The sequence below is a fragment of the Nocardia heshunensis genome (assembly GCF_054782115.1).
Genome location: NZ_BAAGTC010000002.1, coordinates 296,230 through 323,023 on the forward strand (window position 1 = coordinate 296,230; position 26,794 = coordinate 323,023).

At 68.3% G+C, this 26,794-nt stretch carries 22 protein-coding genes and 1 pseudogene; 9 read left to right on the top strand and 14 right to left on the bottom strand.

The window, feature by feature from the left end; all coding sequences use genetic code 11:
• Nucleotides 1-83 precede the first annotated feature (83 nt).
• Nucleotides 84-947, top strand: coding sequence for an acyl-ACP desaturase (locus ACYVN4_RS01445; protein WP_460717385.1), 864 nt, complete (start codon nucleotides 84-86; stop codon nucleotides 945-947).
• A gap of 105 nt (nucleotides 948-1,052) precedes the next feature.
• On the opposite strand, the gene ACYVN4_RS01450 is transcribed toward ACYVN4_RS01445, so the two are convergent.
• Both ACYVN4_RS01450 and ACYVN4_RS01455 read right to left on the bottom strand, forming a co-directional pair.
• Nucleotides 1,053-1,475 carry a limonene-1,2-epoxide hydrolase family protein gene (locus ACYVN4_RS01450; RefSeq protein WP_460717386.1) on the bottom strand — a complete coding sequence of 141 codons (423 nt, stop codon included), beginning with the start codon at nucleotides 1,473-1,475 and terminating at the stop codon, nucleotides 1,053-1,055.
• 61 nt (nucleotides 1,476-1,536) lie between these two features.
• On the bottom strand, nucleotides 1,537-2,274 hold the full coding sequence (locus ACYVN4_RS01455; RefSeq protein ID WP_460717387.1) for a TetR/AcrR family transcriptional regulator: 738 nt from the start codon (nucleotides 2,272-2,274) through the stop codon (nucleotides 1,537-1,539).
• A gap of 106 nt (nucleotides 2,275-2,380) precedes the next feature.
• On the opposite strand from ACYVN4_RS01455, the gene ACYVN4_RS01460 reads away from it, so the two are divergent.
• Nucleotides 2,381-3,580 carry an FAD-dependent monooxygenase gene (locus ACYVN4_RS01460; protein ID WP_460717388.1) on the top strand — a complete coding sequence of 400 codons (1,200 nt, stop codon included), beginning with the start codon at nucleotides 2,381-2,383 and terminating at the stop codon, nucleotides 3,578-3,580.
• Nucleotides 3,581-3,850: 270 nt separating this feature from the next.
• On the opposite strand, the gene ACYVN4_RS01465 is transcribed toward ACYVN4_RS01460, so the two are convergent.
• Both ACYVN4_RS01465 and glpX read right to left on the bottom strand, forming a co-directional pair.
• Nucleotides 3,851-5,254, bottom strand: a complete 1,404-nt coding sequence (locus tag ACYVN4_RS01465; protein ID WP_460717389.1) for a class II fumarate hydratase — start codon at nucleotides 5,252-5,254, stop codon at nucleotides 3,851-3,853.
• Between the two features lie 131 nt (nucleotides 5,255-5,385).
• Nucleotides 5,386-6,417, bottom strand: a complete 1,032-nt coding sequence (gene glpX / locus ACYVN4_RS01470) for a class II fructose-bisphosphatase (RefSeq protein WP_460717390.1) — start codon at nucleotides 6,415-6,417, stop codon at nucleotides 5,386-5,388.
• Nucleotides 6,418-6,546: 129 nt separating this feature from the next.
• On the opposite strand from glpX, the gene ACYVN4_RS01475 reads away from it, so the two are divergent.
• Complete coding sequence (locus ACYVN4_RS01475) at nucleotides 6,547-7,128, top strand: DUF4245 domain-containing protein (RefSeq protein WP_460717391.1); 582 nt, start codon at nucleotides 6,547-6,549, stop codon at nucleotides 7,126-7,128.
• Here the strand turns inward: ACYVN4_RS01475 and ACYVN4_RS01480 are convergent, their stop codons facing one another.
• The 3 genes from ACYVN4_RS01480 to ACYVN4_RS01490 form a co-directional block, all read right to left on the bottom strand.
• Nucleotides 7,129-7,350, bottom strand: a complete 222-nt coding sequence (locus ACYVN4_RS01480; protein ID WP_379362571.1) for an exodeoxyribonuclease VII small subunit — start codon at nucleotides 7,348-7,350, stop codon at nucleotides 7,129-7,131.
• The gene (gene xseA, locus ACYVN4_RS01485) at nucleotides 7,350-8,567 is read right to left on the bottom strand and encodes an exodeoxyribonuclease VII large subunit (protein WP_460718325.1); all 1,218 of its coding nucleotides are present in this window, start codon (nucleotides 8,565-8,567) and stop codon (nucleotides 7,350-7,352) included. Before xseA ends, ACYVN4_RS01480 begins: the two co-directional genes overlap by 1 nt.
• A 273-nt stretch (nucleotides 8,568-8,840) precedes the next feature.
• Nucleotides 8,841-9,533, bottom strand: a complete 693-nt coding sequence (locus tag ACYVN4_RS01490; protein ID WP_460717392.1) for a lipid droplet-associated protein — start codon at nucleotides 9,531-9,533, stop codon at nucleotides 8,841-8,843.
• A gap of 114 nt (nucleotides 9,534-9,647) precedes the next feature.
• Between ACYVN4_RS01490 and ACYVN4_RS01495 the strand changes: the two genes are divergently transcribed.
• On the top strand, nucleotides 9,648-10,649 hold the full coding sequence (locus tag ACYVN4_RS01495; RefSeq protein ID WP_460717393.1) for a 4-hydroxy-3-methylbut-2-enyl diphosphate reductase: 1,002 nt from the start codon (nucleotides 9,648-9,650) through the stop codon (nucleotides 10,647-10,649).
• 144 nt (nucleotides 10,650-10,793) lie between these two features.
• Here ACYVN4_RS01495 and ACYVN4_RS01500 read toward each other — a convergent pair whose 3' ends face one another.
• Nucleotides 10,794-11,972, bottom strand: coding sequence for a DUF6542 domain-containing protein (locus ACYVN4_RS01500; RefSeq protein ID WP_460717394.1), 1,179 nt, complete (start codon nucleotides 11,970-11,972; stop codon nucleotides 10,794-10,796).
• Nucleotides 11,973-12,089: 117 nt separating this feature from the next.
• Nucleotides 12,090-13,253, bottom strand: a complete 1,164-nt coding sequence (locus ACYVN4_RS01505) for a DNA recombination protein RmuC (RefSeq protein ID WP_460717395.1) — start codon at nucleotides 13,251-13,253, stop codon at nucleotides 12,090-12,092.
• 155 nt (nucleotides 13,254-13,408) lie between these two features.
• Here ACYVN4_RS01505 and ACYVN4_RS01510 point away from each other — a divergent pair.
• Together ACYVN4_RS01510 and ACYVN4_RS01515 are read left to right on the top strand one after the other, a co-directional pair.
• Nucleotides 13,409-14,542: pseudogene (locus ACYVN4_RS01510) on the top strand (exonuclease SbcCD subunit D); the annotation flags it as partial.
• A gap of 401 nt (nucleotides 14,543-14,943) precedes the next feature.
• Nucleotides 14,944-18,234, top strand: coding sequence for an AAA family ATPase (locus tag ACYVN4_RS01515; RefSeq protein ID WP_460717396.1), 3,291 nt, complete (start codon nucleotides 14,944-14,946; stop codon nucleotides 18,232-18,234).
• 143 nt (nucleotides 18,235-18,377) lie between these two features.
• Here the strand turns inward: ACYVN4_RS01515 and ACYVN4_RS01520 are convergent, their stop codons facing one another.
• The 5 genes from ACYVN4_RS01520 to ACYVN4_RS01540 all read right to left on the bottom strand — a co-directional run bounded on the left by ACYVN4_RS01520 (nucleotide 18,378) and on the right by ACYVN4_RS01540 (nucleotide 23,402).
• Entirely contained in the window at nucleotides 18,378-18,656 is a 279-nt protein-coding gene (locus tag ACYVN4_RS01520; RefSeq protein ID WP_460717397.1) for a DUF2277 domain-containing protein, read from the bottom strand.
• 47 nt (nucleotides 18,657-18,703) lie between these two features.
• Nucleotides 18,704-19,237 (bottom strand): methylated-DNA--[protein]-cysteine S-methyltransferase, encoded by a 534-nt coding sequence (locus ACYVN4_RS01525; protein ID WP_460717398.1) that lies wholly within the window; start codon nucleotides 19,235-19,237, stop codon nucleotides 18,704-18,706.
• On the bottom strand, nucleotides 19,234-20,742 hold the full coding sequence (locus ACYVN4_RS01530; protein ID WP_460717399.1) for an Ada metal-binding domain-containing protein: 1,509 nt from the start codon (nucleotides 20,740-20,742) through the stop codon (nucleotides 19,234-19,236). The genes ACYVN4_RS01525 and ACYVN4_RS01530 overlap by 4 nt, the downstream gene beginning before the upstream one ends.
• Before the next feature lie 101 nt (nucleotides 20,743-20,843).
• A complete protein-coding gene (locus ACYVN4_RS01535; RefSeq protein WP_460718326.1) occupies nucleotides 20,844-21,083 on the bottom strand; it encodes a YbdD/YjiX family protein in 240 nt (79 codons plus the stop codon).
• Nucleotides 21,084-21,110: 27 nt separating this feature from the next.
• On the bottom strand, nucleotides 21,111-23,402 hold the full coding sequence (locus ACYVN4_RS01540) for a carbon starvation CstA family protein (protein ID WP_460717400.1): 2,292 nt from the start codon (nucleotides 23,400-23,402) through the stop codon (nucleotides 21,111-21,113).
• 293 nt (nucleotides 23,403-23,695) lie between these two features.
• Here ACYVN4_RS01540 and ACYVN4_RS01545 point away from each other — a divergent pair, with 293 nt between their 5' ends.
• The 3 genes from ACYVN4_RS01545 to ACYVN4_RS01555 are packed head-to-tail and all read left to right on the top strand — an operon-like array spanning nucleotide 23,696 to nucleotide 26,729.
• Nucleotides 23,696-25,027 carry an ABC transporter substrate-binding protein gene (locus tag ACYVN4_RS01545; protein WP_460717401.1) on the top strand — a complete coding sequence of 444 codons (1,332 nt, stop codon included), beginning with the start codon at nucleotides 23,696-23,698 and terminating at the stop codon, nucleotides 25,025-25,027.
• Nucleotides 25,024-25,908, top strand: coding sequence for a carbohydrate ABC transporter permease (locus ACYVN4_RS01550; protein ID WP_460717402.1), 885 nt, complete (start codon nucleotides 25,024-25,026; stop codon nucleotides 25,906-25,908). Before ACYVN4_RS01545 ends, ACYVN4_RS01550 begins: the two co-directional genes overlap by 4 nt.
• Entirely contained in the window at nucleotides 25,905-26,729 is an 825-nt protein-coding gene (locus ACYVN4_RS01555; protein WP_460717403.1) for a carbohydrate ABC transporter permease, read from the top strand. The genes ACYVN4_RS01550 and ACYVN4_RS01555 overlap by 4 nt, the downstream gene beginning before the upstream one ends.
• The last annotated feature ends 65 nt before the right edge of the window (nucleotides 26,730-26,794 follow it).

Here is a 26,794-nt window from a genome sequence, read left to right on the forward strand (position 1 = left end):
CGCCCCGGACCCCGGGTGGTCATAGCGGATGTGAATACCTGCGAAGATCCCCACGTTTGCCCGAATACCGCTAGGTTGTTCCGGTGCAGAACGCTTTGTCCGATCGGGACCTGCTGGTATCGCTCGCGCCGGAGGTGGAGGCGAACCTCGACCGCCATATCGCCGCGGCCGCGGAGTGGCAGCCTCACGACTACGTGCCGTGGGACGACGGCCGCAACTTCGAGTTCCTCGGCGGAACCGATTGGGAGCCCGGGCAATCCGAGCTGAGCGAGGTCGCCAAGACGGCGCTCACCATCGGCGTGCTGATCGCCGACAATCTGCCCGCGTACCACCGCGAACTCGGCAAGTACCTCAACCGCGGCCCGTGGTGGCGCTGGGTGGGTCGCTGGACCGCCGAGGAGAACCGGCACGAGATCCTCATCCGCAACTACCTCATGGTGACCCGCGCCGTCGACCCGATCGCGCTGGAGCGGATGCGCATGGCGCACATGACCACCGGCTTCCGCCGCCCCGGCATGCACCTGCTCGACGTGCTCGCCGCCTGCGCCCTGGAGGAGACCGCCGCCGCGGTCCGCCACCGCAATACCGCGCGTTCGGCCGACAATGTCATCGTCGCCACCATCGCCGACCGCCTGGCCGCCGACGACGAACTGCAGGCCGTCTTCTTCGCCAACCTGGTCACCGCGGCCCTCGACCTGACGCCCGACCAGACCGTGCGCGCCATCGCCGACCGCATCGCCGACTTCCACGTCCCCACCGTCGAACTCGCCGACGGCCGCAACAGCGACGACGTCCTCGCCGAAGCCGGCATCTACGACCGCGCCAACGAGCCCACGCTGGTCTTCGGCCCGCTGCTCGAGGAGTGGAAGATCTTCACCCGCACCGACTTCACCGAAGAGGGCGAAAAGGCCCGCGCCGAACTCGCCCACCTCCGCCCCACCGCGTGACCCCACGCCCCTGACCAAAATCCCGCGCTACTGAGCCCAATCGGGCCCCTCTTGCGTGGTTCGATGCCGACGCCCGCCGCGAATTCGCCGGCGGGCGTCGCGCTTTCAGCGGGGCAGGAGGGCGCGGAACAGTCCGACGGCGGTGCCGCGGAGGAAGTTCTCCCAGCTGAAGTGGTCGTGCCACAGCACGATGCGGCCGTCGCGGAAGGCGAAGGTGCCGCAGACCCAGAAGGAGATTTCTATGGGGCCCATGCGGAGGTAGTCCGTGCGTTCGGTGAGGACGGTGCCGTCCTCGGTGGCCGCGATGTGGTGCATGTCGGCGCGGAAGCCGTAGCGGGGGCTGTTGAGGGCGTTGAGGACCCAGCGCACCCGGTCGACGCCCTTGATGTCGGGAAGCGAGGTGTTCTTCCAGACGATGTTCGGGTCGACCAGTTCCAGGGCCTCGCCCACGATCTTCATCTCCATCGCGGCGAAGAATTCGCGCACCGTGGTGACCGGATCCTGCTTCAACTCGGGTAGCTCTGACATGAGCCGAGCGTAGGCCGAAAGTGGCCTGCCGCACAGGCCTCGGGCCGTGTTGCGACAGGTCTCAGGGCAGAGTGCGCCGCGACTCGATCAGGACGGCCAGGCCGTCGAGGATGCGGTCGATCCCGAAGGTGAGTCCGTTGCCGTTCTCGGTATCGGGCGTGCCGCCCATCGCCGCCGCGAGCGCCGCGATGGCGTGCGGGAAGCGTTCGGCCTGAGCCGACAGCACCGTGCCGAGTTCGCGCGCCAGCTGTTCTTCGGCCGGGTCGTCGCCGGTGGTCGCCGCGGTCTGTTGAGCCACCGAGCGGGCGTGACCCAGCAGCAGTGCGACCGCGTCGAACTGCTCGGAGTAGGTCAGCCCGGTATCGCCGAGCACGCTCAAAGCCGCGTCCAGCCAGGCCAATTCATTGGGGCCCATCGGGCGGATGCCCGCGGTCAGCTCGCCCGCCCACGGGTGGCCGATCACCCTTTCGTAGAAGATTTCAGCCCACGGCCGCAGGTAGGCGCGCCACGGCTGCGGCGAATTCGCCTGCGCCGCCGTGATTTCCGGTGGCCCACCCAGTGCGGTGTCGATCATGAGCGCGGTGAGTTCGGTCCGCCCGGGGACGTAGCGGTAGAGCGCCATCTTGGCGCAGCCCACCCGTTCGGCCAGGCGCGCCATCGACAGGTTGGCCAACCCTTCCGAGTCGGCGATCTCGATGGCGTCGGCGACGATGCGCTCCAGCGTCAGGGATGGTTTCGGTCCACGTCGGGGGCGGTCCGGCGTGCCCCAGAGCAGTTCGAGAGTGGTCGGTGCGGGCATGGTCGCCATCTTTCCGGATTTCGGGGTTGACAAGAAACTGCGTCCACCATACGCTCTTAAACATCAACAGCGTCCGACGGACGCAGTTACCGAAGGAGTCACCGATATGCGCAACACCACCGTCCTCATCTCCGGAGCCAGCGTCGCCGGTCCCGCCCTCGCTCTGTGGCTGCAGCGCTACGGCTTCCAGGTCACCGTGGTCGAGAAGGCCCCCGCACTGCGCGGCGGCGGCCAGGCCGTCGACTTCACCGGCGAAACCCACATGACCGTGCTCGAGCGGATGGGCGTGCTCGACGACATCAAGCGCCGCCAGACCGGCAAGACCGACTGGGTCCTGGTCGACGAGAACGGCACCGAACAGGCCGTGATGGCGGGCGAATTCCTCGGCGGCGACATCGAGATCCTGCGCGGCGACCTGGCCGAGATCCTCTACAGCCGGACCGCCGGAACCTGCGAATACCTCTTCGGCAACACCGTCACCGGACTGCGCGAGACCGGCGACGGGGTGGTCGTCGAATTCCAGCACGGGCCCGCGCGTGTCTTCGATCTGGTCTTCGGCTGCGACGGCATCCACTCCCGGGTCCGCAAGCTCGCCTTCGGTCCCGAAGCCGACTACGTCACCCACGACGGCTACTACTACGCCATCGCCGGCGCGTCGATCTGGAAGGACATGCCGGAGGGCGACCGCGAGCGCGCCCGGTCCCTGGGCTGCAACACCCCCGGCCGCTTCGCCATGGAGGGCGGCAACAAGGCCGCGCAGATGTACCTGTTCGCCTCGCCCGAACTCGATTACTCGCGGGACGATTTCGATCAGCAGCGCGCCATCGTCGCCGAGCGCTTCGCCGGCATGGGCTGGGAGGTGCCGCGCATGCTCGCCGAGCTGCCCTACCTGGACGACTTCTACCTGGACGCGATCGCCAAGGTGAAGATGAAGAACTTCACCAACGGCCGGGTGGCGCTGGTCGGAGATGCGGCGCACGGCCACACGCTCAACGGCTTCGGCACCGGCTCGGCGATCGTCGGCGCCTACGTGCTCGCCGGTGAATTGGCCGCGGCCGACGGCGATTACGCCGTGGCGTTCGCTCGCTACGAGGAGGTCATGAAGCGGCTGCTGCGCAAGGCCGAGGAGGCCAGCCCGGGCCGGTTCATCGCCCCTCGGACGGCCCGTGGTCTGCGGCTGCGCAACTGGTTCGTGCGCTCGCGCGGCTTCAAGATGATGGTGAAGTTCGGCGAGAACGCCAAGAACGACATCGATCTGATCGATTACCCGGAAAAGGTCGGTGCGTCGTCTCGTGACGCGCAGTGATCGGACACCCCACATGGATATGGCGGCCAGGGCCGCCATATCCATGTTATGGAGTTCAGAGAATTCCGAGAATCGTAAAGATCGTGGCGCCTGCGCCGACGAGACCCAGGGTGGCGAGGAAACCCGCGAGTGCTAGCAACATGGTTCTTTCCTTTCATGGAACATCCGCGGATGCGGACACTCAGCTAATCGCGAGCTATGAGTGATCCGTTTCACAGTCTGTTTCAAAAAAAGAAAATAGGTTGCTGACCGGGGTTGCTTCTCGAATTACTACTTCGAGTCGTCGACTTTCGCCATCGAGAGGACGTCGAGACGGCGATCCAGCTCCTCGACGGGGAGCTTGTCGCTGATCAGTCCCCGATCGATGACCGTCTGGCGGATTGTTTTCTTCTCCTTCAACGCCTGCTTGGCCACCGCCGCGGCCTCCTCGTAACCGATCGCCGAATTCAACGGAGTCACGATCGACGGGGAAGATTCAGCCAGCTGACGCAGGTGCTCGACATTCGCTACGAGCCCCACGACGCACCTATCAGCGAACAATCGGGAAACATTGGCCAGCAGTCGAATCGACTCCAGGACATTCCGGGCCATCACGGGGATATAGACATTCAATTCGAAGGCGCCATTACCGCCGCCCCAGGCAATAGCCGCATCATTTCCGATGACCTGCGCGGCCACCTGGGTAACAGCCTCCGGGAGAACGGGATTCACCTTCCCCGGCATAATCGAGGAGCCGGGTTGCAGATCGGGGAGTTGAAGTTCACCCAATCCGGTGAGCGGGCCGGACCCCATCCAGCGAATATCGTTGGCGATCTTGGTAAGACTGATGGCCACCGTGCGCAGCGCACCCGACAGCTCCACCAGCCCATCGCGGGCCGCCTGCGCCTCGAAATGATCCCGCGCCTCGGAGAGATGATCCACGCCGGTCGACTTCACCAGCTCCGCAACGACTTTCGCGCCGAAACCGGCGGGCGCATTGAGGCCCGTGCCGACCGCGGTCCCGCCGATCGCCAGTTCGCCCACCCGCGGCAGCGTCGCCAGCAGCCGTTCGATGCCCGCGCTCACCTGCCGGGTATAGCCACCGAACTCCTGGCCCAGCGTCACCGGCACCGCGTCCATCAGATGGGTGCGGCCGGACTTGACCGTGTACTTCCACTCCTGCGACTTGTCCAGCAGCGCCAGCCGCAGATGATCCAGCGCCGGGATCAGATCCTTGATCACCGCCTCGGTGGCCGCGAGATGCGTTGCGGTGGGGAAGGTGTCATTGGAGGACTGCGACATGTTGACGTCGTCGTTGGGGTGCACGGTGACGCCGTCCCGGGCGGCGATGCTCGCGATCACCTCGTTGGCGTTCATATTCGAACTGGTGCCGGAACCGGTCTGGAACACATCGATCGGGAACTGGTCGTCGTGGCCGCCGTCGGCGATCTCGGCGGCCGCGGCGATGATGGCGTCGGCCTTGGCCTTGTCCAGCAGCCCCAGATCGCGATTCACCGCGGCACAGGCCGCCTTCAACAGGCCGAGCGCGCGAATCTGCGCGCGCTCCAGGCCACGTCCGCTGATCGGGAAGTTCTCCACCGCCCGCTGAGTCTGCGCCCGCCACAACGCGTCGACAGGGACACGGACTTCGCCCATCGTGTCGTGCTCGATCCGGAACTGGGTCTCATCGGTCATGAAATCGACCCTATGCCCGTCCCGGACCCCGTGGGGGTGCCACGCCTGAGGCAATCCGCACACTCCCCGGGGGAATACGAAAAACCGCCCCGGTGGCACGGATCCACCGGGGCGGCAAGCTGTTTCGCAGGTCAGGGCAGCGGCGGGGTGGCGTGCTCGTCGCCGACGAAGTCCACTGACGCGTACTCGCGCAGCTTGGTCAGGCGGTGGTAGGCGTCGACCAGGCGGACCGTGCCGGACTTGGCGCGCATCACGATGGACTGGGTGTACGCGCCGCCACCGTAGTAGCGCACGCCCTTGAGCAGATCGCCGTCGGTGACACCGGTCGCGCTGAAGAACACGTCGTCACCGGAGACCAGATCGTTGGTGTTCAGGATGCGGTCGAGATCGTGGCCCGCGTCGATGGCCTTCTGCTTCTCGGCGTCGTCCTTCGGGGCCAGCTTGCCCTGCAGCGCGCCACCCAGGCAGCGCATGGCGGCCGCGGCGATGATGCCCTCGGGGGTGCCGCCGATGCCGATCAGCATGTCGACGCCGGATTCGGGACGGGCACACGCGATCGCGCCGGCCACGTCACCGTCGGAGATGAGACGGATGCGGGCGCCCGCGTCGCGAACCTGCTTCATGTAGTCGGCGTGGCGGGGGCGGTCCAGGATGCAGACGGTGAGGTCGGAGACCGAGGAGTTCTTGGCCTTCGCGACCCGGCGTAGGTTCTCCGCGATCGGGGCGGCCAGATCGATCACGTCGGCGGCGTCCGGGCCGACGGCGATCTTCTCCATGTAGAACACGGCCGAGGGATCGAACATGGCGCCGCGCTCGGCGACCGCCAGCACGGAGATCGCGCCGGGGGAGCCCTTCGCCATCAGGGTGGTGCCGTCGATCGGGTCGACCGCGAAATCCAGTTCCGCGCCGGTGCCGTCGCCGACCAGCTCGCCGTTGTACAGCATGGGCGCTTCGTCCTTCTCGCCCTCACCGATCACCACGATGCCGCGCATGGAAACGGTCGCCACCAACTGCCGCATGGCATCGACGGCCGCGCCGTCGCCGCCCTCCTTGTCACCCCGGCCGACCCAACGGCCCGCGGCCATGGCCCCGGCCTCGGTGACACGGACCAATTCCATCGCTAGGTTGCGGTCCGGTGCCTCACGGCGGCTGGATGCGGTCATGACGAGAGCCTCCTTGTTTCGTCCAAATCTGGGTAAATTGTCGCATTGCGGTTTCCGGTGCTCGGCACGTACTTACGTTTCCCGCCACCGTGAGCTCGGTCGCAGCTGTGCCCCATGGATACTGGGTGCGTGTCGTACCAAAAGCCGCGCAGTCAGAACGACTACAAGGACCTCATCTGGTCGCTCGCTCCGCTGGTGCTGATCTGCTTGGTCATCGCGGGCATCGCCAGTCAGTGCTCGTTCTCCACGGGCGGCCCCAAACAGGGTCAGATCCCGAACTTCGACGCGAAGGCGGCACTCACCGACGACGCGCGGCTCATGCCCTTCCCGATCCGGCTACCGGCACTGCCCGCCGACGGGGACGACAAGTGGACACCCAACTCCGGCAGCCACTTCACCATCACCGGAGACGGCGGTGGTGACGTCAGCACGGTCGGCTACATCACCCCGCAGGGCACCTACATGCAGCTGAGCCAGTCCAGCGCGACCGCCGACGCCATGGCCAAGAAGTACGCCCCCACCCCGAAGGCCACCGGCACCCAGCAGCACGGTGACCACATGTGGAGCATCTACGCCGAACAGGGCTCCGAGTCCGCCTGGATCGCCGACTTCGGTGACGTTCGAGTCCTGATCAAGGGCGCGGGCAACGGCGACGCCTTCGACACCCTCGCCACCGCGGTGGTGCGGGCGCAGCCGCTGCCGCGCGGTTAGTCACTCCGCCGAAGTACGGTGCGCCAGCGCATCCTCGACGCGTTTGCGCGCACCGGCCAGATGCTGTTCGCAGCGGGTGGCCAGGGCCTCGCCGCGCTCCCACAGCGCGAGCGAATCATCCAGATCCATGCCGCCCTGCTCCAGCATCTTCACCACATTGACGAGTTCGTCACGGGCGCGTTCATAGCCGAAGGTGGCGATTTCGGCGCGGTCGTCGGTCATCAGGAGTCCTTTCGGGGGGCCAGGGATTGGGCGCCGAGGGCGGCGGCGGAGATCGCGCCGTCGGCCACGCGGATGCGGAGCTGGGTGCCGGGCGGTGAATCCTCGATGGCGCGAACCACTTCGCGGTCCTTGCCGTTGACGCGCTGCACCACCGCGTAGCCGCGGGCCAGGGTGGCGGCCGGGCCCACCGCGGAAAGCTTTTCGCGCAGGTGCCGGGTGGTGGTGGATTCGCCGTTCAGCAAATGGTCGACCGCGCGCTGGGCATTGGCGCGCAGACGCTCGATCTCGTCGTGACGCTGATCCAGCAGGCGCAGCGGATCCGCCAGCACCGGGCGCGAACGCAATTGGGTCAGGGCGCGGGACTCGCGATCCACCCAGCCGCGCAGGGCGGCCGCGGCCCGGGCGCGAAGCTCTTGCAACAGCGCGGTTTCGGCGGCCGCGTCCGGCACGATGCGCTTGGCGGCATCGGTGGGGGTGGCGGCGCGCAGGTCGGCCACATAGTCCGAGATCGGATTGTCGGGTTCGTGGCCGATGGCGCTGACGATCGGGGTGGTGGCGGAAACGATCGCGCGGCACAGGGTTTCATCGGAGAACGGCAGCAGATCCTCGACACTGCCGCCGCCGCGCGCCAGCACGATCACATCCACCTCCGGATTCGCGTCCAGGGCGGCGATGGCCTCCAGGATCTGCGGCACCGCGGTCGGGCCCTGCACGGCGGTATTGCGAATCTCGAAGCGCACCGCGGGCCAGCGCTGGGTGGCGACGGTGACCACATCGTGCTCGGCGGCGCTGGCGCGGCCGGTGATCAGGCCGATGCGATGGGGCAGGAACGGGATCGGACGCTTGAGCCGCGGATCGAACAGGCCCTCCGCCGACAGCAGCGCCTTCAACCGCTCGATGCGGGCCAGCAACTCGCCGATGCCCACCGGGCGAATCTCGGTGACCCGCAACGACACCGTGCCGCGGCCGGTGAAGAACGACAGCTTGCCGTAGACGACAACCCGGCTGCCCTCCTGCAACGGCACCGCCGCACTGCGCAGCAACTCCGGATCACACGTCACCGACAACGACATGTCCGCGGCCGTATCCCGCAGCACCAGAAACGCCGTGCGCGTACCCGGCCGCACATTCATCTGGGTGATCTGACCCTCCACCCAGACCGCACCCAGCCGATCGATCCACTGCGCCACCTTCACCGCGATGGTCCGCACCGGCATCGGGTTCTCGGCGGTGGAGCTCGGCGGCTTCGCGGGCGTATCGGTGGTCACCGCACCGATTCTGTCAGTGCCCACCGACGTGGCTCACACAACGCCCCGAGACCGGAATCGCGGGGTGCCCACTCCCCGCGAATCCGGTGAACGAAACGCGCCGACCGCCCGAGCCGAAGCCCGGCCGACCGGCGCTGGTCGAACGCCGCCGCGGCGGCATGATCGGGGTCCGGGGCGGAGCCCCGAAATCTCGAGGGGTTTCAGGGGCGAAGCCCCTGAGAGTCAACGAGAGTTGTTAACCGTCGCGATCCGGTTGGTCAGCATGGTGACGAAGGGGGCGCGGTCGGTGGTCTCCTGCTCGTAGGCGAGGAGGGTGGCCAGGTCGTCCACGCTGAGCTGACGCAGACGCGCGCGCAGCTGGGCGATGGACAGGTTGGCGTAGTCGAAGCGCGCCGCCACTTCCGGCTCGGTCACCACGTGGCCGTTGTGGCCGTTGGTGGAAGCCTTTGCGGGGGCCTCGGTTTCGGTCGACTCCGGTTCGGCGGCCTCCTGCGCGGCCGATTCGGTGACAACCGGTTCGGGTTCGGCGGCAACGGGTTCGGCGACGGCCACAACGGGCTCGGCGACGGGCGCGGCGACCTCTTCGGCGGCCGGTTCCGGCTCGGTAAAGAGGTCGAAACGGCTCTGTCGTACCGATTCTGAGGCGAAGCTCGACGTTTGCTCGTCGTCCTCGTCCTCATCGAAGGTGGCCCACGCCGGCTGCTCTTCCGGCTGGTTGATCAAACGGTCGAAGACGGCGTCGCCCTTGAGAGCGAGGCTGGTCACGAACTGCTGGAGGTGCATGGTCGTCTGCAGCATCTGGCTGATCGCGGTGATCGGGAAATTGATTGCGTTGGTCGGTAGCCGACGAGTTTCCTCGAGGGCATAGACGGCAGCCCCGGCGGCGACCCGGGCCAGGAACGGAGGTCGGAACATGCCCCTAGCCTGCCCGAAACGCCGTGTGATGCAAAGGTGAGAAAGCACAAAAGGTGATTGTGACCCTAGCCTCCGCGCGAATGGGCTTCGGGTCGCACACGTATTCTGTGGGGCATGTCCTCGGCAATCCCTTTGAACGTCGGAATCGTCCGGTCGGCGGCGGGTGATGTCGACGCGCCCAAGCGAGTACTGCTCGCGGAACCGCGCGGCTACTGCGCCGGTGTGGACCGGGCGGTCGAAACAGTGGAGAAGGCGCTCGAAAAGCACGGCGCCCCCATCTATGTCCGCAAGGAGATCGTGCACAACCGGCACGTGGTGGAGACACTGCGTGAGCGCGGCGTGATCTTCGTCGACGAGACCGACGAGGTGCCGCACGGCGCGCTCGTGGTGTTCTCGGCGCACGGCGTCTCCCCGGCCGTGCACGAATCCGCGGCGGAACGCAACCTGCACACCATCGACGCCACCTGCCCGCTGGTGACCAAGGTGCACCAGGAGGCCAAGCGGTTCGCACGCGACGACTTCGACATCCTGCTCATCGGCCACGAGGGCCACGAGGAGGTGGAAGGCACCGCGGGCGAGGCGCCCGAGCACGTGCAGTTGGTCGACGGCCCGGACGCCGTGGATCAGGTCACCGTGCGTGACGAGAACAAGGTGATCTGGCTCTCGCAGACCACGCTGTCGGTGGACGAGACCATGGAGACGGTCAACCGGCTGCGGCTGCGCTTCCCCAAGCTGCAGGATCCGCCGAGCGACGACATCTGCTACGCCACCTCCAACCGGCAGACCGCGGTCAAGGCGATGGCGCCGGAATGCGATCTGGTGATCGTGGTCGGCTCGCGCAATTCGTCGAACTCGGTGCGGCTGGTCGAGGTCGCGTTGACCGCCGGGGCGCGGGCGGCCCACCTGGTCGACTACGCCCGCGAGGTCGACACCGCCTGGCTCGAGGGCGTGCGCACCGTCGGCGTCACCTCCGGTGCGTCGGTGCCGGAGATTCTGGTGGAGGGCGTGCTGGAACTGTTGGCGGAACACGGTTTCGGCTCGGTGGTGCCGGTCACCACCGCCAATGAGACCTTGGTCTTCTCCCTGCCGCGGGAACTGCGCACCGCTCGCGCATAAGTTCCGAAACGTATTCGCGCCCTCCACATTCGTTGTGGGGGGCGCGAATTGCTATTCGGATGAGGTTATTTCGTACCGGATATCCCGATTGCCGGAAATCTACGGTGAGTGTCGCTCGCATGTCGCCGAGCCGGATAAACCGGCTCAGCGTTCGATTCGGCCCGAATCGCGTTCGCGATAACGCACATTCGGGCGCGGGTGCGGCGGCACTTCGCCCGGCTGGGCGCGCCGGCGGCGGCCACCCTCGCCCGGCGCCGGATTGCGTTCCGGGGCGGCGGCGTGGCGTTCGGTGCCACGCGCGGCGGCCTGCTCGGGGCTCTGGGCGCGACGCCTGCGGCCCTCGGCCGGCGCCTGATCCGGTGCGGGCGCGGGGGCTGGCTGGGCGGCGCGGCGGCCACCCTCGGGCGGGGCGGCCCGGCGCTCACCCGTGCGGGTGCGATCGGTGGGGACCGCGCGACGCTCACCGGTGCGCGGCGCGTCGGTCGGCACGGCCCGGCGCTCACCCGTGCGCGGTGCGTCGGTGGGGACGGCGCGGCGCTCGCCGGTGCGGGGCGTCTCGCCGTACTGGGCGCGGCGACGGCCCTCGGTGGCGGCGGGGGCGGCCTGCTCGGGGTTCTGGGCTCGACGCCTGCGGCCCTCGGCGGGCGGCCGGTTCGCGCCTACCCGGGGCGGCCCGGCGGCGACCCGGCCGGTCGCGCCGCGACGCGACGCGCGGGTGGCATCGGGCTCCGCGGCATCGGCCTCGGGGTCGGCGTCCGCGGCGGCACGGAAACGTCGTCTGGCAGGGTCCTTGGGATCGGTGGCGCGGGTGCGCTGGGCGCGGGCCGTGCCCGCACGGCCGGCGCGGGCGCGGGCCTTGCGCGGCTCGGCGCTCGAACCGGACTTGCTCTCGCGGCGGTGCAGCGCGATGCGGATCGCACCGATGATCAGCACCAGCACGGTGGCCAGGGCCATGGTGGGGAAGCGGTTCACCAGCGGGATGGCCAGATTCAGCAGGATCTCCCGCACCTTGAGGCTGGCGGACCCCATTAGGAGTTGGTAGAACACCGGCACCGCGAGGAACAGCAGCAGCGGCGGTAACACGAGGGTGGTGAACAGTCCCCGGTAGCGGACCACGAGGGTCGCCAGGACGCAGCCGATCACATAGAAGGTCGCGAAGGTGTGCGTGAGGTCGTCACCGCCGTTGGCGTCGATCAGAAACCCGATGAACGTGCACGTCACAGCGATCAGGACGGCGACTCCGGCCGGGACGCCGGGAACCGACGGCAGGATCGAACGGTGCGACGGGGGCACCTCGGTTCGCTCGCGTTGGGTAACTGCCACGTCAAGCACACTAAGGCATATCCGTGTTTCGCGAGGCAGGCGACATCACGCGGGTATGCGGAATCGCATGAACCCGGCGATAGCTATGGCATCGGAGCGCCAATACCGAGCGGTTGCTCAGGCATCACCTCCGTCCACTCCGGCGAGTCGATGATCGACCTCGTCGAACCCCACCGCACGCGGCCAGGATTCGACCCGCCGGATCTCCGGGACCGGGGCATCGGCGATGTCCAACTCGTGCAACTTGCGGGCGGTCACCATGACCCGGGACTCCACCGAGGCCACCGTGTGGTTGAACGCGTCGACCGCCTTGCCCAGCTGCGAACCCAGCCGGTCCAGATGACGGCCGGTGGTACTGAGCCGGGTGTAGAGCTCCCGGCCCAGCTGCTGGACCACCGCCATGTCCTCCGAGATCGCCTCCTGCCGCCAGCCCAGAGCGACCGTGCGCAGCAGGGCGATGAGTGTGGTGGGAGTCGCAAGGACCACATTGCGACCGAAGGCGTATTCGAGCAGTCCCGAATCGGAAGTCAGCGCCGCATCCAGGAACGGATCGCCGGGCACGAACAGCACCACGAACTCCGGGGACGGATCGAAGGCGGCCCAGTACTCCTTGGCGGCCAGCTGATCCACGTGATTGCGCAGATGCCGGGCATGGCGGGCGAGGTGCCCGTCGCGTTCACGCGGCTCCTCGGTGGCGGCAGCGTCCAGGTAGGCGGCGCAGGGCACCTTGGCGTCCACCACGATCTGCCGGCCGGCCGAGAGCCGCACCACCAGGTCCGGCCGCACCACGGTGTCGCCGCGGCGGGTCACCTGGGTGTCGAAATCGCAGTGCTTGGCCATGCCCGCCAGTTCGACCACTCGCTCCAGTTGGATCTCGCCCCAGCGGCCGCGCACCTGGGGCGCGCGCAGGGCGGCCACCAATTGGCCGGTTTGCGTGGACAACTGGTGGGAGGTGCGCTGCATGCCCGCGACCTGTTCGCGCAGGCCGGAATACGCGTTGATGCGGTTGTGCTCGACCTCCTGAATGTGGCGATTCAGATTGCCGACCGCCTCCCGCAGCGGTTCGACCAGCGTGCCGATGGCGTGCGACTGCCGCCGGGCCGCGTCCTCGCTGGCCGCGCCGAGTGACTGCCGCAACAATCGCTCGTTGTCCCGCATGGCGGCCAAGCGCGCCTCGGCCACCGCCGCCCGCTGTCCCGCGCGCGCGGCATGCCCGAGCCAGCCCAGGGCCAGCCCCGAAACGAACACCAAAAGCAGCGCGAACAGCATCGGTGCGGTCATGGCACGAGATAGTGCCCTAACCCACCGACAAGGTGGTGAATCTGGCACCGGTGCGGCGCTTTTGGCCGCAAGGTTGCGGTGCGGGGGTGCGAAGTTGTGCCGGATGTATCGAGGGCATGTGTGTTTGTCGGCGGAATCGCCTAGCGTTCTTCGGCATGCGGATCCTGCACACCTCCGACTGGCATATCGGGCGCACCTTTCATGGCGTCGATCTGCTGAACGATCAGGAGAGTGCACTGCGGGCCATTGCGGAATTGGTGACGGCGCAGCGGGTGGACGTGGTCGTATTGCCGGGGGACGTGTACGACCGTTCCATTCCGAGTGCGGATGCGATTGCGGTGTGCAATCGGGGACTCGAGGCAATTCGGGCGGCGGGCGCGGCCATTGTCGCCACCTCCGGCAATCACGACTCGCCGACTCGGCTCGGTGCGCTCGGGAGTTTCGCGGCGGCGGGCGGATTGCATTTGCGCTGCCGAATCGCGGATGTGGCGCGGCCGGTGCTGCTGTCGGACGAGTTCGGTGAGATTGCGTTCTACGGCATTCCCTATCTGGAGCCGGAGATCACTCGGGTGGAATTGGGGGTGCCGCAGGCCCGTTCGCACGCCGAGATCCTGGATGCCGCGATGACGCGGGTGCGCGCCGATCTCGCGCAGCGGGCGGGGACGCGGTCGGTGGTGCTCGCGCACGCCTTCGTGGTGGGCGGCGAGGCGACCGGGTCGGAGCGGTCGATTTCGGTCGGCGGGGTGGAGACCGTGCCGCAGTCGGCGTTCGACGGCATCGACTATGTGGCGCTCGGTCACCTGCACTCCGCGCAGACGCTGTCGGAGTCGGTGCGCTACTGCGGTTCGCCGCTGCCGTATTCGTTCGGGGAGCGCTCGCATCGCAAGGCGGTGTGGATCGTGGAGTTGGACGCCGCCGGGCTGTCCGCCGTCACTCGCCACGATCTCCCAATCGTGCGCGGGCTGTCGCAACTGTCAGGCCCCCTGGAAACCCTCCTGGATTCGCCGCAGTACGCCGAAGCCGAATCCCACTATGTCTCGGCCACCCTGACCGACGAGGCGCGCCCCGTGGACGCGCTGCGCCGCCTGCGTGATCGCTTCCCGCACGCCGTCCACGTGGAATGGCAGCGGCCCGAGGGCAATCCGGAACTGCGCTACCGCGAACGCGTCCACGGCCGCCGCGACACCGAGATCGCCGAAAGCTTCCTCGCCGACGTCCGCGGCACCCCGACGCCCGGCGAGATGACCTGGCTCGAACGCGCCCTCTCCGCCGCCACCCGCGAAAAAGAAGGCCCCCTACGTATTTCCGCGGCGCGCGAGGACTCGCCGGTCGCGGTGGTCGATCCTCAGGTGTCTGCTGTGGCCACGGTGCCCGAGGCGGCGGTCTCGACCGCTGCCGAGGCGGCGCGGGTGGTGAGTGCGGCCGGTTTCGACGGGTCGGTGCGTGGAGTGGATGCGGCGGAGGCGGATGCGGCGCTCGGGTTGTTCGATGTGGCCGAATTCGGACTGGAGCCGGGTGAAACGGATGAGTCTGCCGGTGGGCTGACCGCGTGAGCGTCCAGGCGCGGGGTCGCGACTTCGGAGCGTGGGATGTTTGATCTTGGGGCACAGGGTGTTTCGGCGTGTCCTGCCGGTGCCCGCGGGTGCCGGGTTGTTGGATGGGTCGTGGCGTTGAGGGAAGGGGGCGTCGGGTGCGGCTGCATCGCTTGGAGCTGACGGCGTTCGGGCCGTTCGCCGAGACGGCCGTGGTGGATTTCGACGAGCTCGGGGCGGATGGGCTGTTCCTACTGCACGGGCAGACCGGGGCCGGGAAGACCACGGTGCTCGACGCCATCGCGTTCGCGCTCTACGGCAAGGTGCCGGGCGCGCGGGCGGAGAGCAAGCGGCTGCATTCCGATCACGCGGATCAGCAGACGCCGCCGCGGGTGCTGCTGGAGGCCACGCTCGGTGGTCGGCGACTGCGCCTGATTCGCTCGCCCGAATTCCAGCGGCCCAGCAAGCGCGCCAAATCCGGCTTCGTGGACGTGAACGCGGCCGCCACCCTGGAGTGGCTCGACGGCCGTGGGCAGCACCTGTCGCGCATCCCCGATATCGGCGACGAGGTGCTGCGCCTGCTCGGCATGAGTGCCGACCAGTTCTTCCAGGTCGTGCTGTTGCCGCAGGGCGATTTCGCGCGATTCCTGCGGGCCGACAACGAGGATCGCGAGAAGCTGCTCGAAAAGCTCTTCGACACCGAGCGTTTCGGCACCGCCGAACAATGGCTGGTCGACAAGCGCAAGGCGAGCACCGCCGACCTCGAGACCCGCAAACACGGCATCGACAAGCTGATCGCCCAGGTAGGCACCGCTGCCGGGCTGCCCACCACGGAGACCGGCTCGACCGATTCTGTCGGCTGGTCGCAGTCTCTGCTGGCCGCCGCCCGCACCAACCGCACCGATACGGCCGCCGAACTGGCCCGGCACCAGCAGGATTCGACCCGCGTGCGCGCCGCTGCCGAGGCCGAGCGCCGCCGTCACGAGTTGTTCCGCCGCCGCACCGCGGCCCGAGCCCAGCTCGCCGACTTCACCGCCACCGCCGACCAGCGTGCCGCCCGCCAAACCGAACTCGACCGCGCCCGCCGCGCCGAACCCGTCGCCAACGCTCTGGCCGAGGCCCGTGCCGCCGCCGTCACCCTGCGCCGCCGCACCGACGACGCCACCCGCGCCGCCGAACAACTCGCCGACCGCCTCCTCGACCCGGCCACCGCCGAGCTTCCCGGAACCACCTGGGCCGCAGCCGATCTGGCCGAGACGGAGCTCGTGGGCACCGACCTGGCCGCCGACCTCGCCGACATCGAACCCCTTGATCACGGTGTCGATCAGACCGAATCCGCCTCGGATCCCGGCGATCCGGCCGTCGATCGACTCCATCGGCCGCTTCCCGGCTGCGTCGACTCATCGCCCCGGGCGGATCATGCCCATGGTTCGGGCCAGGGCGAAACGCGCAATGGTCGCGGTCCTGGAGCTGACGGCGCACGGCCCGGCGCCGGGCTGGAATCGGCGGTGCAGCGGTGGAGTGCGCAGGTCGGGGCGTTGGATGAGGTGCAGGCCGATGCGGATTCGGCTACGCGTTTGACGCGGGAGCTGGCTGGGCTGCGTACCGAGCAGGCGGAATTGGATGCGCGGGCGGGCAAGCTGGCTGTGCGGCTGGGGAAGTTGCCGGAAGCCGTTGCCGGGGTGGAGGTTCGGTTGCGTGGGGCCGCGGATGCGGCGGCCGCGCTGCCCGGGCTCGGGGCGGAATGTCAGCGGTTGCGCACGTCGGCCACCGCGGCGGTCGAATTGGACCGTAAGCGTGACGAGTTGACGCGTGCCGAGGCGGCGTTCGAGAAGGCGCGGGCCGCGCACGAGCAGGCATGGCGACGCACGCAAGCACTGCGTGAACAGCGCATGGCCGGAATGGCGGGGGAGCTGGCGGGAAGCTTGGTCGAGGGTGAGCCCTGCACCGTGTGCGGGTCGCTCGCGCATCCGGATCCGGCGCAACCGGCCCAGCACGCCGTGTCCAAGACCGACGAGGACGCGGCCCTGACTGCCGAGCGCAAGACCGAAGCCGGGCGGGAGCGGGCCGGGCAACTGGTGGCCGAGTTGGAGCGGGCCGTCGAGGTGCTGGTCGAGCGCGGCGGCGCGGTGGATCGGGCGGAACTGGCTGCCGCGCTGGATGATTCGACTCGGCGATTCACCGAGGCGCAGCGGGTGGCGGTGCTGGTGGACGGTCTCACCGCCGAGCTGAACGCACTGCGGGCGGATCAGGTGCGGCTGCAGGACGAGGCGCGCGAATGTGAAAGCCGCGGCAGCGCAACGCTGGAACGGATCGTCGCCACCGATCGGCGACTGGCCGAACTCACCGAGCGGCTGCTGGCGGCCGCCGGAGCCGACGGCACCGTCGATAAGCGGCGGGCGCGACTGGCGGCGCTGGTCGAGGAGGCGGGCGCGGTGCGCGCGGCCCGCGTCGAGGCCGTCACGGCTCGTGAGCAGGTCGCCGCAGCAGCGGTACGTGTCGAGAGGCTCTCCTACGAAGCGGGTTTGGTGGATTCCGCGCCGCCGGTGATGGGGGAGACCGGACCGGATTACACCGTGCTCGGTGAATACGCGCGCGCCGTGGATGCGGCGTCGCGGACGTCCGTGCAGCAGTCGGCGCTCGAAGAGGAGTTGGTGGCCGCCGACCGGGCGCGCGCCCACGCCGAAGCGGTACTGGCCGAGCCGGACATCCGGGCGGTCGGCGAGGCCGAGCCGGGCGATCTGCGGGCGCTGGAAGAGGCAGTGGCACAGGCAGAGTCGGCGCTGAACCGGGCCGTGGCCGCGCACGCCGAGGCCGACCGGCGGGCGAAGGATCTCGAGGGCTTGTGCACCCAGCTCGGCACGGCCGTCGACCGTGTCGCGCCGTTGCAGCGTGCCCATGAGGAGCTTGCCCGCCTGGCCGAGGTTGTGGCCGGCCGTGGAGAGAACAACCGCCGCATGTCCCTGCGTTCCTACGTGCTGGCCGCCCGGCTCGAAGAGGTGGCGCTGGCCGGTTCGGTCCGTCTGCGCCGAATGTCGGGTGGCCGTTACGAATTCGTCCATACCGACGTCGCGGGCCCGCGTGGCCGCCGCGGCGGCCTGGGCCTGGACATCCGCGATGACTACACCGGCGCGATCCGCCCCGCCAAAACCCTCTCCGGCGGCGAAACCTTCATGGCCTCACTGGCTTTGGCCCTCGGCCTGGCCGACGTGGTGTCCGCCGAATCCGGCGGCCTGGTCATGGACACCCTCTTCATCGACGAGGGCTTCGGCAGCCTCGACGCCGACACCCTCGACGCCGTCATGGGCGTCCTCGACGAACTTCGCTGCGGCGGCCGCGTAGTCGGCGTAGTCAGCCACGTCGACGAAATGCGCCAACGCATCCCCAGCCGCCTCCACGTCATCCGCGGCCGCACCGGCTCCCGCCTCGAAACCTCGGTCGGCGCGTAGCACCCGGCCGGGTGGCCGCGGGCATCGTCATCCACAGCCCACAGCCCACAGCCCACAGCCCACAGCCCAACGGTCCGGGGCTCCACGGCCACAGCCTTACCCGGTGCCGTCCGATGCTTTGCGGAAGACTCCCGACGAGGGGTTCAGGCCTGGACGGGGCGGTAGCGGATCTGGGCGCGGGCTCGGGCCTTGGCGGCTTCTGTTTCGCGGTCCTTGGGTGGGGCGGTGGTGGTCAAACCCGCCAGTAGTCGCGCGGTGGCGGTGGTGATTTCTTCGACGGCCAGGTCGAAGGCGGGCTGGTTGGCCTGGGAGGGTTTGGTGGTTCCGCTGATCTTGCGGACGTATTGCAGGGCGGCCGCGTGTACCTCGTCCGGGGTGGCAGGCGGCTCGAAGTTGTGCAGGGTGTGGATATTGCGGCACATGATCGCCACGGTACGCCCGGGCACCGACGCGCCCGGGCGGACGCCGTTCAGGCGGACGTCGCCGCGGCGGTCTCGTGGTCGAGCAGCCAGCGTTTGATGGGCAGGCCGTAGCGGAAGCCGCCGAGCGTGCCGTCGGTGCGCAGGACGCGGTGGCAGGGCACGAAGAGGGCGGCCGCGTTGCGGGCGCAGGCGTTGGCGGCGGCGCGGGTGGCGGCGGGGCGACCCGAGACGACCGCGAACTCGGTGTAGGTGATCGGATCCCCGGCCGGGACCTTGCGCAGGATCTCCCAGGCGTGGGTGAGGAACGGGCCCGAGACTTGCCGGACGGTTATGGCGTCGATGGCCGTCAGATCGCCCTCGTGATACGCGGTGATGGCGCGCGAGACCACGCCCAGCGAGTCGCGTTCGCGCAGCGAGCCGGGCCGGATGGTGGGGTGGATGAGCGCGCGCAACGCTTCGGGATCGGTGATCCAGCCGGAGGCCAGGACCACGCCGTCCCCGTCCACCAGGGCGGTGAACGGTCCGGCGGGCGTCTCGGCGGTGGCGAAATCTGCGGTGGTGGTGGGTTTTCCGGTGTTCACTGCGGTGTCCTCCGGTTCGGTGCGGATGCCTTCGGCTCGGGGTGGGCGAGCGCGTATTTCCACAGGTGCATGGTGAGGTAGGAGCGCCAGGGCGCGAAGCGGGCGGTGTCGGTGAGATCCACGCCCAGCAGGCTCGCGCCGCGGCGCACGATCAGGTCGGAGTGCAGCAGCACGTCCGGGTCGGCGAGCAGGCGCATGGTGACATAGTCGGCGGTCCAGGGGCCGACGCCGTCCAGGGCGAGCAGGTCGCGGCGCAGGTCACCGGCGGTGCGGCCGGAGTGCAGCACCAGGTCGCCCGCGGCCAGCGCCTTGGCCGCGCCGACAATGGCTTCCACCCGCCGGCTCGGCCCGGTCAGCACTTCGCTGCCGCGTTCGGCGATGGTTTCGGCGGTGGGGAACAGGTGCGGGATCGGCCCGTCGATGGCCTCGCCCAGGCCCTGGACCAGTCGCGCGGTGTGCGTGTTGGCGGCCGCCACGGAGATCTGCTGCCCGATCATGGTGCGCAGCAGCAACTCCGGGCCGTCCATGCAGCCCGGGACTCGGATGCCGCCGGGTAGGGAATGCGTGATCCCCTGCTGCGGTGGGGTTTCCGCCATGCCCGCGGCCAGCGCCTCGTCGATGCCGATCGGGTCGGCGTCCAGGTCGAGGAAGTGCCGGATGCGCGCCACCGTGGGCGCGAGATCGCGCATGTCCTGCAGTGTCAGCGAGGCCCGCACGTGACCGGGTTGCACGGACAGTCGAATGGTGGTGTGGCCGTGCGGGGTTCGCAGACTGCGACTGTAGATCCCGTTCTCCCACAGTTCCAGCCCGGCGACGGTGTGTGCGGACAGGAACCATTCCAGCCAGGTCTTGTCGAGCGGCTCCCGGTAGGGCAGTCGCAACGTCAGCAGCCCGTTGGTGGCGGGGACGGTGTCGCCGTTGCGGCGGCGGGATTCCTCGCGCAGCGTGGTCGGGCTGACCGCGAACACCTCGCGCACGGTGTCGTTGAACTGCCGGATACTGGCGAACCCGGCCGCGAAGGCGATGTCCGACATGGACAGTCGCGTGGTCTGGATCAGCAGTCGCGCGGTGTGCGCGCGGTGTGCCCGCGCCAAAGCCAGTGGGCCCGCACCGAGTTCGCTGGTGAGCACCCGAGTCAGCTGCCGCTGCGAGTAGCCGAGGGCGCCCGCCAGCGCGGGCACGCCGCCGCGTTCGATGACGCCGTCGCCGATCAGGCGCATGGCCCGCGAGGCCAGATCGGCGCGTGTGTTCCACAGCGGTGACCCGGGTGCGGCGTCGGGCAGGCAGCGGCGGCAGGCCCGGAACCCGCTCTGCTGCGCGGCGGCGGCCGTGGGCAGGAAGGTGACGTTGGTTCGTTTGGGGGTGATGGCCGGACAGGAAGGGCGGCAATAAATTCCGGTGGTGCGCACCGCTGTCACGAAATGCCCGTCGAACCGAGCATCCCGGGTCGCCACGGCGCGGTAGCAACGCTCGAAATCCAATTCGTTCGCACTCACGGAATCCACCTTGTCAGCCGCCGCGCCCCGCCGCTAGCGGAAATCCGCCATCACCGTCGGCGGAAATCCGCCAGTGGGGTCCGGGCCTGGTCAGAGGATTTCGAGCGGGATCAGCAGCAGCGGTTGCCGGGATTCTTGGCGGCCGCGTCGTGCCGGTCGCGCCAGTAGTCGCGCTCGGAGGGGATCTCGCAGCCGGGGTGTTGGAGCCGCCGGTGCTGGACGTAGCGCTGGTAGTCGTTGCCGCCGAGGATCGAGTTGAACCACCAGGCAATGGCTTTCAGGGCCCGTAACAGGGCGAGCCCCGTCGACCGCAGGAGGCCTGCGGTCGACGGGGCGTCGGGGGTACTCATCACGTCGGTGACTCTGTGCTCGTCACGTCAGTGACTCAATGCGCCGGCGGTGCCCGGTGCGCGGATCTTGCCCTCGGCGACCAAGGTGTCCCATTCCTGCTGGACCTCCTTCTCCGCCTTGGTCGCGATGAACCCGCTCGGACCGAAGATCTTCGACGGCTCCTCCGGGCTTTCACTGGTATCGCCGCCACCGGCTCGCAGCGCCCGGGCGGCAGCCCACACGCCGACCACGGCCACGATCAGCACCAGCACGGCGAAGACGATCGAGAGCGTGCCCTGGATCCAGGTGTTGCGGACGATCTTGTCCATGTCCGAGGCGGTCTTGGCGTTGGAGCACAGCTTTCCGGCCTGCTGCGCGGTCACGCAGATGTGGTGCAGCTTCCAGTAGCCGATCTTCGGATCGCCGGAGAAGATCTTCTGCCAGGACGCGGTCATGGTCACCAGCAGATCCCAGACCAGCGGAAGCGCCGGAATCCAGGCCCATTTCACCAGGCCCTTCTTCACCACGATCACCAGTACGACCGTCAGCGCGATGGCCGCCAGCAACTGGTTCGAGATGCCGAACAGTGGGTACAGGGTGTTGATGCCGCCGTTCGGATCGGTGACGCCCATGAGCAGCACCGAACCCCACAGCGCGACCACGATGGCGGAGCAGATGATCACGCCCGGCCACCACGACGGATCCTTGAACTTCTTGGCGCCCGGCAGGTTGCCGATGGAGTCCGAGAGCATGAAGCGCGCGACACGGGTGCCCGCGTCGATGGTGGTGAGGATGAACAGCGCCTCGAACATGATCGCGAAGTGGTACCAGAACGCCTTGAGTCCGCTACCGCCGATGAACTTGTGCATGACCTCCGACATGCCGACCGCCAGGGTCGGCGCGCCACCGGTGCGGGAGACGATGCTCTTCTCGCCGACGCCCGTCGCGGTATCCGTGATCTGCTGCGTGGTGATCGGATCACCCTTGAGGCCAAGGCTGTTCACGTAGGTCGCGGCCTTGTCCGCCGAGCCGCCGGTGAGTCCGCCGGCCGCGTTCATGGCGAAGTACAGGTGCTGATCCAGGATGCTGGCCGTGATGATGGCCATGACCGCCACGAACGACTCCATCAGCATGCCGCCGTAGCCGATCATGCGCGCCTGCCGCTGCTTCTCGAGCAGCTTGGGCGTGGTGCCCGAGGACACCAGCGCGTGGAATCCGGACAGCGCGCCACACGCGATGGTGATGAACAGGAACGGGAACAGGCTGCCCGCGAACGACGGTCCGTTGGAGTTGCTCGCGAACTGGGAGACCGCGGGGGCCTTCAACACCGGCATGGTGACCACGACGCCCACGGCCAGCAGCGTGATGGTGCCGATCTTCATGAAGGTGGACAGGTAGTCGCGCGGGGCGAGCAGCAGCCACACCGGCAGCACCGAGGCGATGAAGCCGTAGATGATCAGCATCCAGGAGATGGCGGTGCCCGACAGGGTGAACCAGTCCTGGCCCCAAGCGGATTGGGAGACGGGGTTGCCGAGCAGGATGGCCAGCAGCAACAGCGCGAAGCCGATGACCGACACCTCGCCGACCTTGCCCGGTCGGAAGAAGCGCAGGTACAGGCCCATGAACAGGGCGATCGGGATGGTCATCGAGATGGAGAAGACACCCCACGGACTGCCGCCGGTAAGCACGCCGGTCTTCGGATCCGGGGTCGCCGCAAGGGCGTTCACCACCACGATGCCGAGCACGGCCAGCAGGATCATCATGATCACCAGCACGGCGACGATGGCCGCGATGCCGCCGACCAGGCCCAGTTCCTCGCGGGCCATCTGGCCGAGGGTGCGGCCGCGGCGCTTCACCGAGGCCCACAGCACCAGATAGTCCTGCACCGCGCCGGCGAACACCACGCCGACGATGATCCAAATGGTGCCGGGCAGGTAGCCCATCTGCGCGGCGAGCACGGGGCCGACCAGCGGGCCCGCGCCGGCGATGGCGGCGAAGTGGTGGCCGAACAGGACGCGGCGGTCCATCGGCATGTAGTCGCGGCCGTTCTCCATGGCCTCGGCCGGAGTGGCGACGTCGTCGCGCGGCTTGGTGATCTTGTATTCGATGAGCCGGGCGTAGAACTGGTACGCGAGCACATAGGTGCAGATGGCGGCGACCACGATCCACACCGCGTTGACGTTCTCCCCGCGCATGAAGGCGAGGACTGCCCAGGCGATCGCGCCGATCACGGCGATGGCGAGGAAGATGCCCTTCTTCGCCGAGGACATGGGCGTCCGGTCCACGACGCCTACCGGAGGCAGGTCGGGATCCGTCCGGAGTAATTCGATGGTCGCCATGCGCCAACTCTCCCGTGCGGTACTGCGGTTCTCACTGAAATCGGTCTCAACGTAGCCCAACCGACATGCGCCTGAATCGGCTTTGACCAGCCGTTCACCTCATGTCGTACCGCCGGGTTCGGTTGGCCGGGGGGACGCTGCGGTCGGCTCGCTGGGGTGATGCGAACCGACCGGACACCCGCGAGTTCGCGTGTTTGCCGCGTGTCGCAGATTGCTCCCCGTATGCTGCCATGCTGGTTCGAGATCTACGTCACTGTGGTCCTTTAGTTCGTTTAGTTCACGGAGATATATCTTTGGCGAGCGACTCGGCGGCCCCTCCCTTCGGCATCGATCGGCGTACCCTGTTGCGCTCCGGTGCGCTGGCCGCACTGCTCGCGGCCGGAGGCTGTGCCGGCGGGGACGACGACGCGGTCACCTTCTTCTTCCAAGCGCGGCCCGAAGAGGCGCGGGCGCGGCTGCGGATCATCGACGAATTCCAGCGGCGGCGACCGGATATCAAGATCCGGACCATCATGTCCGGGCCGGATCCGTTGCAGCAGATGCTCACCTACTGTGCGGGCGGCAAATGCCCGGACGTGCTGATGGCGTGGGAACTGCTCTACGCCGGGCTGGCGGATCGGGGCGTGCTGGTCGACCTGCGCGAATTCCTCGACAAGGAACCGGATTACGCGGCGACACTGCGGGCCGACGGGTACGCGACGCTGCGCGACACCTTCGTGTGGGACGGCGGGCAGTACGCGCTGCCGGAGCAATGGTCGGGGGTGTTTCTCTACTACAACCGGAAGCTGTTCGACGAGGCTGGGATTCGGCCGCCCGGCAGTTGGTCCGACGCCTGGACCTTCGACGAATTCCTTTCGGCCGCCACGACCCTGACCCATCGCGATACCGACGGCCGCACCCGGCAGTGGGGGTTCGTGGACGCCTGGGTGCCGTACTTCTCGGCCGCCTGCTTCGGCATGAACAACGGCACCGAATGGTTCAGCCCACCGGTGCGGCCCACCCGCACCAACCTCGGGGATCCGCAGTTCGCGTCCGGACTGCAGTTCTACGCCGATCTGGCCGTGCGCCATCGGGTCGCGCCCAGTGTCGCCGACCGGCAATCGGTTTCGGCGCAGGACCTGTTCCGCAGCGGGCGGGCCGCCATGCTCATGGGCGGGCACTGGCTGTACTCGGAATTCACCGGGCGCGACGGGCTCGACTTCGATGTGACGGTGCTGCCGGTCGGGCCACACGGCGGGCCGGGGGCGATCACCGATATCGGGAGTACCGGGCTGGCCATTGCCGCCGCCAGCCCGCGGCGCGAACAGGCTTGGGAATTCGTGAAATTCGCGACCGGCCCGGAGGGTCAGGCCATCATCGCCGAGTCGGGGCTGTTCGTGCCGGTGCTGCGATCGGCGATGCAGTCGCCGGGATTCGCGGCGGCGCATCCCACGCTGCGCAACCTTCAGGTCTTCACCGAGGGGCCCGAGCATTCCCGGCCGCTGGCGGTGACGCCGTTGTGGGGCAAGGTGGAAGCGTTGTTGGAGCGCGGGTGCAACAAGGTGCTGCGCGGGGCGGCGACGGCGGAGTCGCTGGGCGGGCAGACCAGTGCCGATATCGATCAGCTGCTGCGGGCGGCGGTATGAGGCTCGAACGGCGGCGGGCGCGGGCCGGAAGGCTGTTCGTGGCACCGAATCTGGCTGCCATCCTGGTGTTTCTGCTGTTCCCGCTGGGGTTTTCGCTGTATCTGAGCTTCCACTCGTGGGATCTGTTCAGTCCGCCGCGATTCGTCGGAGTCGCGAACTATCGGCGGCTGTTCACCGACGACCCGCTGTTCTATATCGCCCTGCGCAATACGGCCGTGTTCACGCTGCTGACCTTGGTGCCGACGGTGGTGATCAGCCTCGCGGTGGCCGGGCTGCTGAACCGGAAACTGCGGGGGATCGGGGTGTTCCGGACATTGGCGTTCCTGCCGCTGGTGGCATCGACCGTGGCCATGGCGGTGGTGTTCCGCTTCATCCTCGCCAGCGACGATGGGCTGGCCAACACGCTTTTGGGCTGGGTCGGGCTCGGTCCCGTACCGTGGCTGACCGATCCGACGTGGGCGATGGTGTCGCTGAGCCTGGTCACCGTGTGGAAGTCGGTGCCGTTCGCCACCGTCATCCTGCTGGCCGCCATGCAGGGCGTGCCCGAAAACCTGTACGAGGCAGCGAAAATGGATGGCGCCGGTGCGCTGCGGCGCTTCTCCTCGATCACCGTCCCGCTGATCCGTGGCGCACTGTCGTTCGTACTGGTGATCACCGTCATCAACTCGGTGCAGGCCTTCGATCAGGCGTTCGCCCTCACCGGTAGCAACGGTGGCCCCGAGACCGGCACCTACGTGCTGGGAATCATGCTGTTCCAGAACGCTTTCCGGTTCTACGAGGTCGGCTACGCCTCCGCGCTGGCCTGGGTGATCTTCGCAATCCTGCTGGCCTTCACCGTGATTCAGCAGTGGCTGTCCCGCCGCGCGGAGGCCGACCTGTGAACCGCCGCGTGACCACCGCCGTACTCGGCTACCTCGCCCTCGTTCTGGTGGCCTGGTGCGCCCTGACCCCGATCCTGTGGTCGATCTCCGCCTCCCTGAAGGGCGAGGGCGAACTCAGCGGAACCGCCCCCCTGCCCGCCCATCCCCAATGGTCCAACTACCGAGACGCTTTCGACGCCATCCCCCTCGGCCGCATGCTCCTCAACACCGTCTTCTACGCCGCGTGTGTCACCGCCGGCCAAGTCTTCTTCTGCTCCCTGGCGGGCTACGCCTTCGCCCGCCTCCGCTTCCCCGGCCGCGAGTTCCTGTTCGTCGGCTACCTCGCCACCCTCATGGTGCCCCTGACCATCACCGTCATCCCCCAATTCCTGCTCATGCGAGCCTTCGGCTGGATGGACACCCCCTGGTCAATGATCGTCCCCGGCCTCTTCGGCAGCGCCTTCGGCACCTACCTCATGCGCCAGTTCTTCCGAACCCTCCCCATGGAATTGGAGGAAGCCGCCATCCTCGACGGCTGCACCCCCTGGCAAATCTATTGGCGCATCCTGCTACCCCACGCCCGCCCCGCCGTCATGGTCCTGGCCGTCCTCACCTGGATCACGGTCTGGAACGACTTCCTCTGGCCCCTGATCATGATCCAACGCAACGAATACGCCACCGCCACCCTCGGCCTGGTCCGCCTCCAAGGCCAATACTCCACCAACTGGCCCCTCCTCATGGCCGCCGCCACCGTCCTCCTCCTCCCCCTCCTCCTCATCTACGCCGTAGCCCAACGCGCCTTTGTTCGCGGCATAGCCCTCTCCGGCGTCGGCGGTCGCTAAATTGGTAGGGGTGGCCAACTATGTGGGGTGGCGGGCTGGGTGTGGGGTTCTCGCTGTGGTGGCGT

Excerpts from the sequence above, each read along its gene's own strand:
- ACYVN4_RS01450 (WP_460717386.1), bottom strand. The coding sequence starts at position 1,475 with ATGTCAGAGCTACCCGAGTTGAAGCAGGATCCGGTCACCACGGTGCGC.
- ACYVN4_RS01455 (WP_460717387.1), bottom strand. The coding sequence starts at position 2,274 with ATGCCCGCACCGACCACTCTCGAACTGCTCTGGGGCACGCCGGACCGC.
- ACYVN4_RS01460 (WP_460717388.1), top strand. The coding sequence starts at position 2,381 with ATGCGCAACACCACCGTCCTCATCTCCGGAGCCAGCGTCGCCGGTCCC.
- ACYVN4_RS01465 (WP_460717389.1), bottom strand. The coding sequence starts at position 5,254 with ATGACCGATGAGACCCAGTTCCGGATCGAGCACGACACGATGGGCGAA.
- glpX (WP_460717390.1), bottom strand. The coding sequence starts at position 6,417 with ATGACCGCATCCAGCCGCCGTGAGGCACCGGACCGCAACCTAGCGATG.
- ACYVN4_RS01480 (WP_379362571.1), bottom strand. The coding sequence starts at position 7,350 with ATGACCGACGACCGCGCCGAAATCGCCACCTTCGGCTATGAACGCGCC.
- xseA (WP_460718325.1), bottom strand. The coding sequence starts at position 8,567 with ATGCCGGTGCGGACCATCGCGGTGAAGGTGGCGCAGTGGATCGATCGG.
- ACYVN4_RS01490 (WP_460717392.1), bottom strand. The coding sequence starts at position 9,533 with ATGTTCCGACCTCCGTTCCTGGCCCGGGTCGCCGCCGGGGCTGCCGTC.
- ACYVN4_RS01495 (WP_460717393.1), top strand. The coding sequence starts at position 9,648 with ATGTCCTCGGCAATCCCTTTGAACGTCGGAATCGTCCGGTCGGCGGCG.
- ACYVN4_RS01505 (WP_460717395.1), bottom strand. The coding sequence starts at position 13,253 with ATGACCGCACCGATGCTGTTCGCGCTGCTTTTGGTGTTCGTTTCGGGG.
- ACYVN4_RS01520 (WP_460717397.1), bottom strand. The coding sequence starts at position 18,656 with ATGTGCCGCAATATCCACACCCTGCACAACTTCGAGCCGCCTGCCACC.
- ACYVN4_RS01535 (WP_460718326.1), bottom strand. The coding sequence starts at position 21,083 with ATGAGTACCCCCGACGCCCCGTCGACCGCAGGCCTCCTGCGGTCGACG.
- ACYVN4_RS01540 (WP_460717400.1), bottom strand. The coding sequence starts at position 23,402 with ATGGCGACCATCGAATTACTCCGGACGGATCCCGACCTGCCTCCGGTA.
- ACYVN4_RS01550 (WP_460717402.1), top strand. The coding sequence starts at position 25,024 with ATGAGGCTCGAACGGCGGCGGGCGCGGGCCGGAAGGCTGTTCGTGGCA.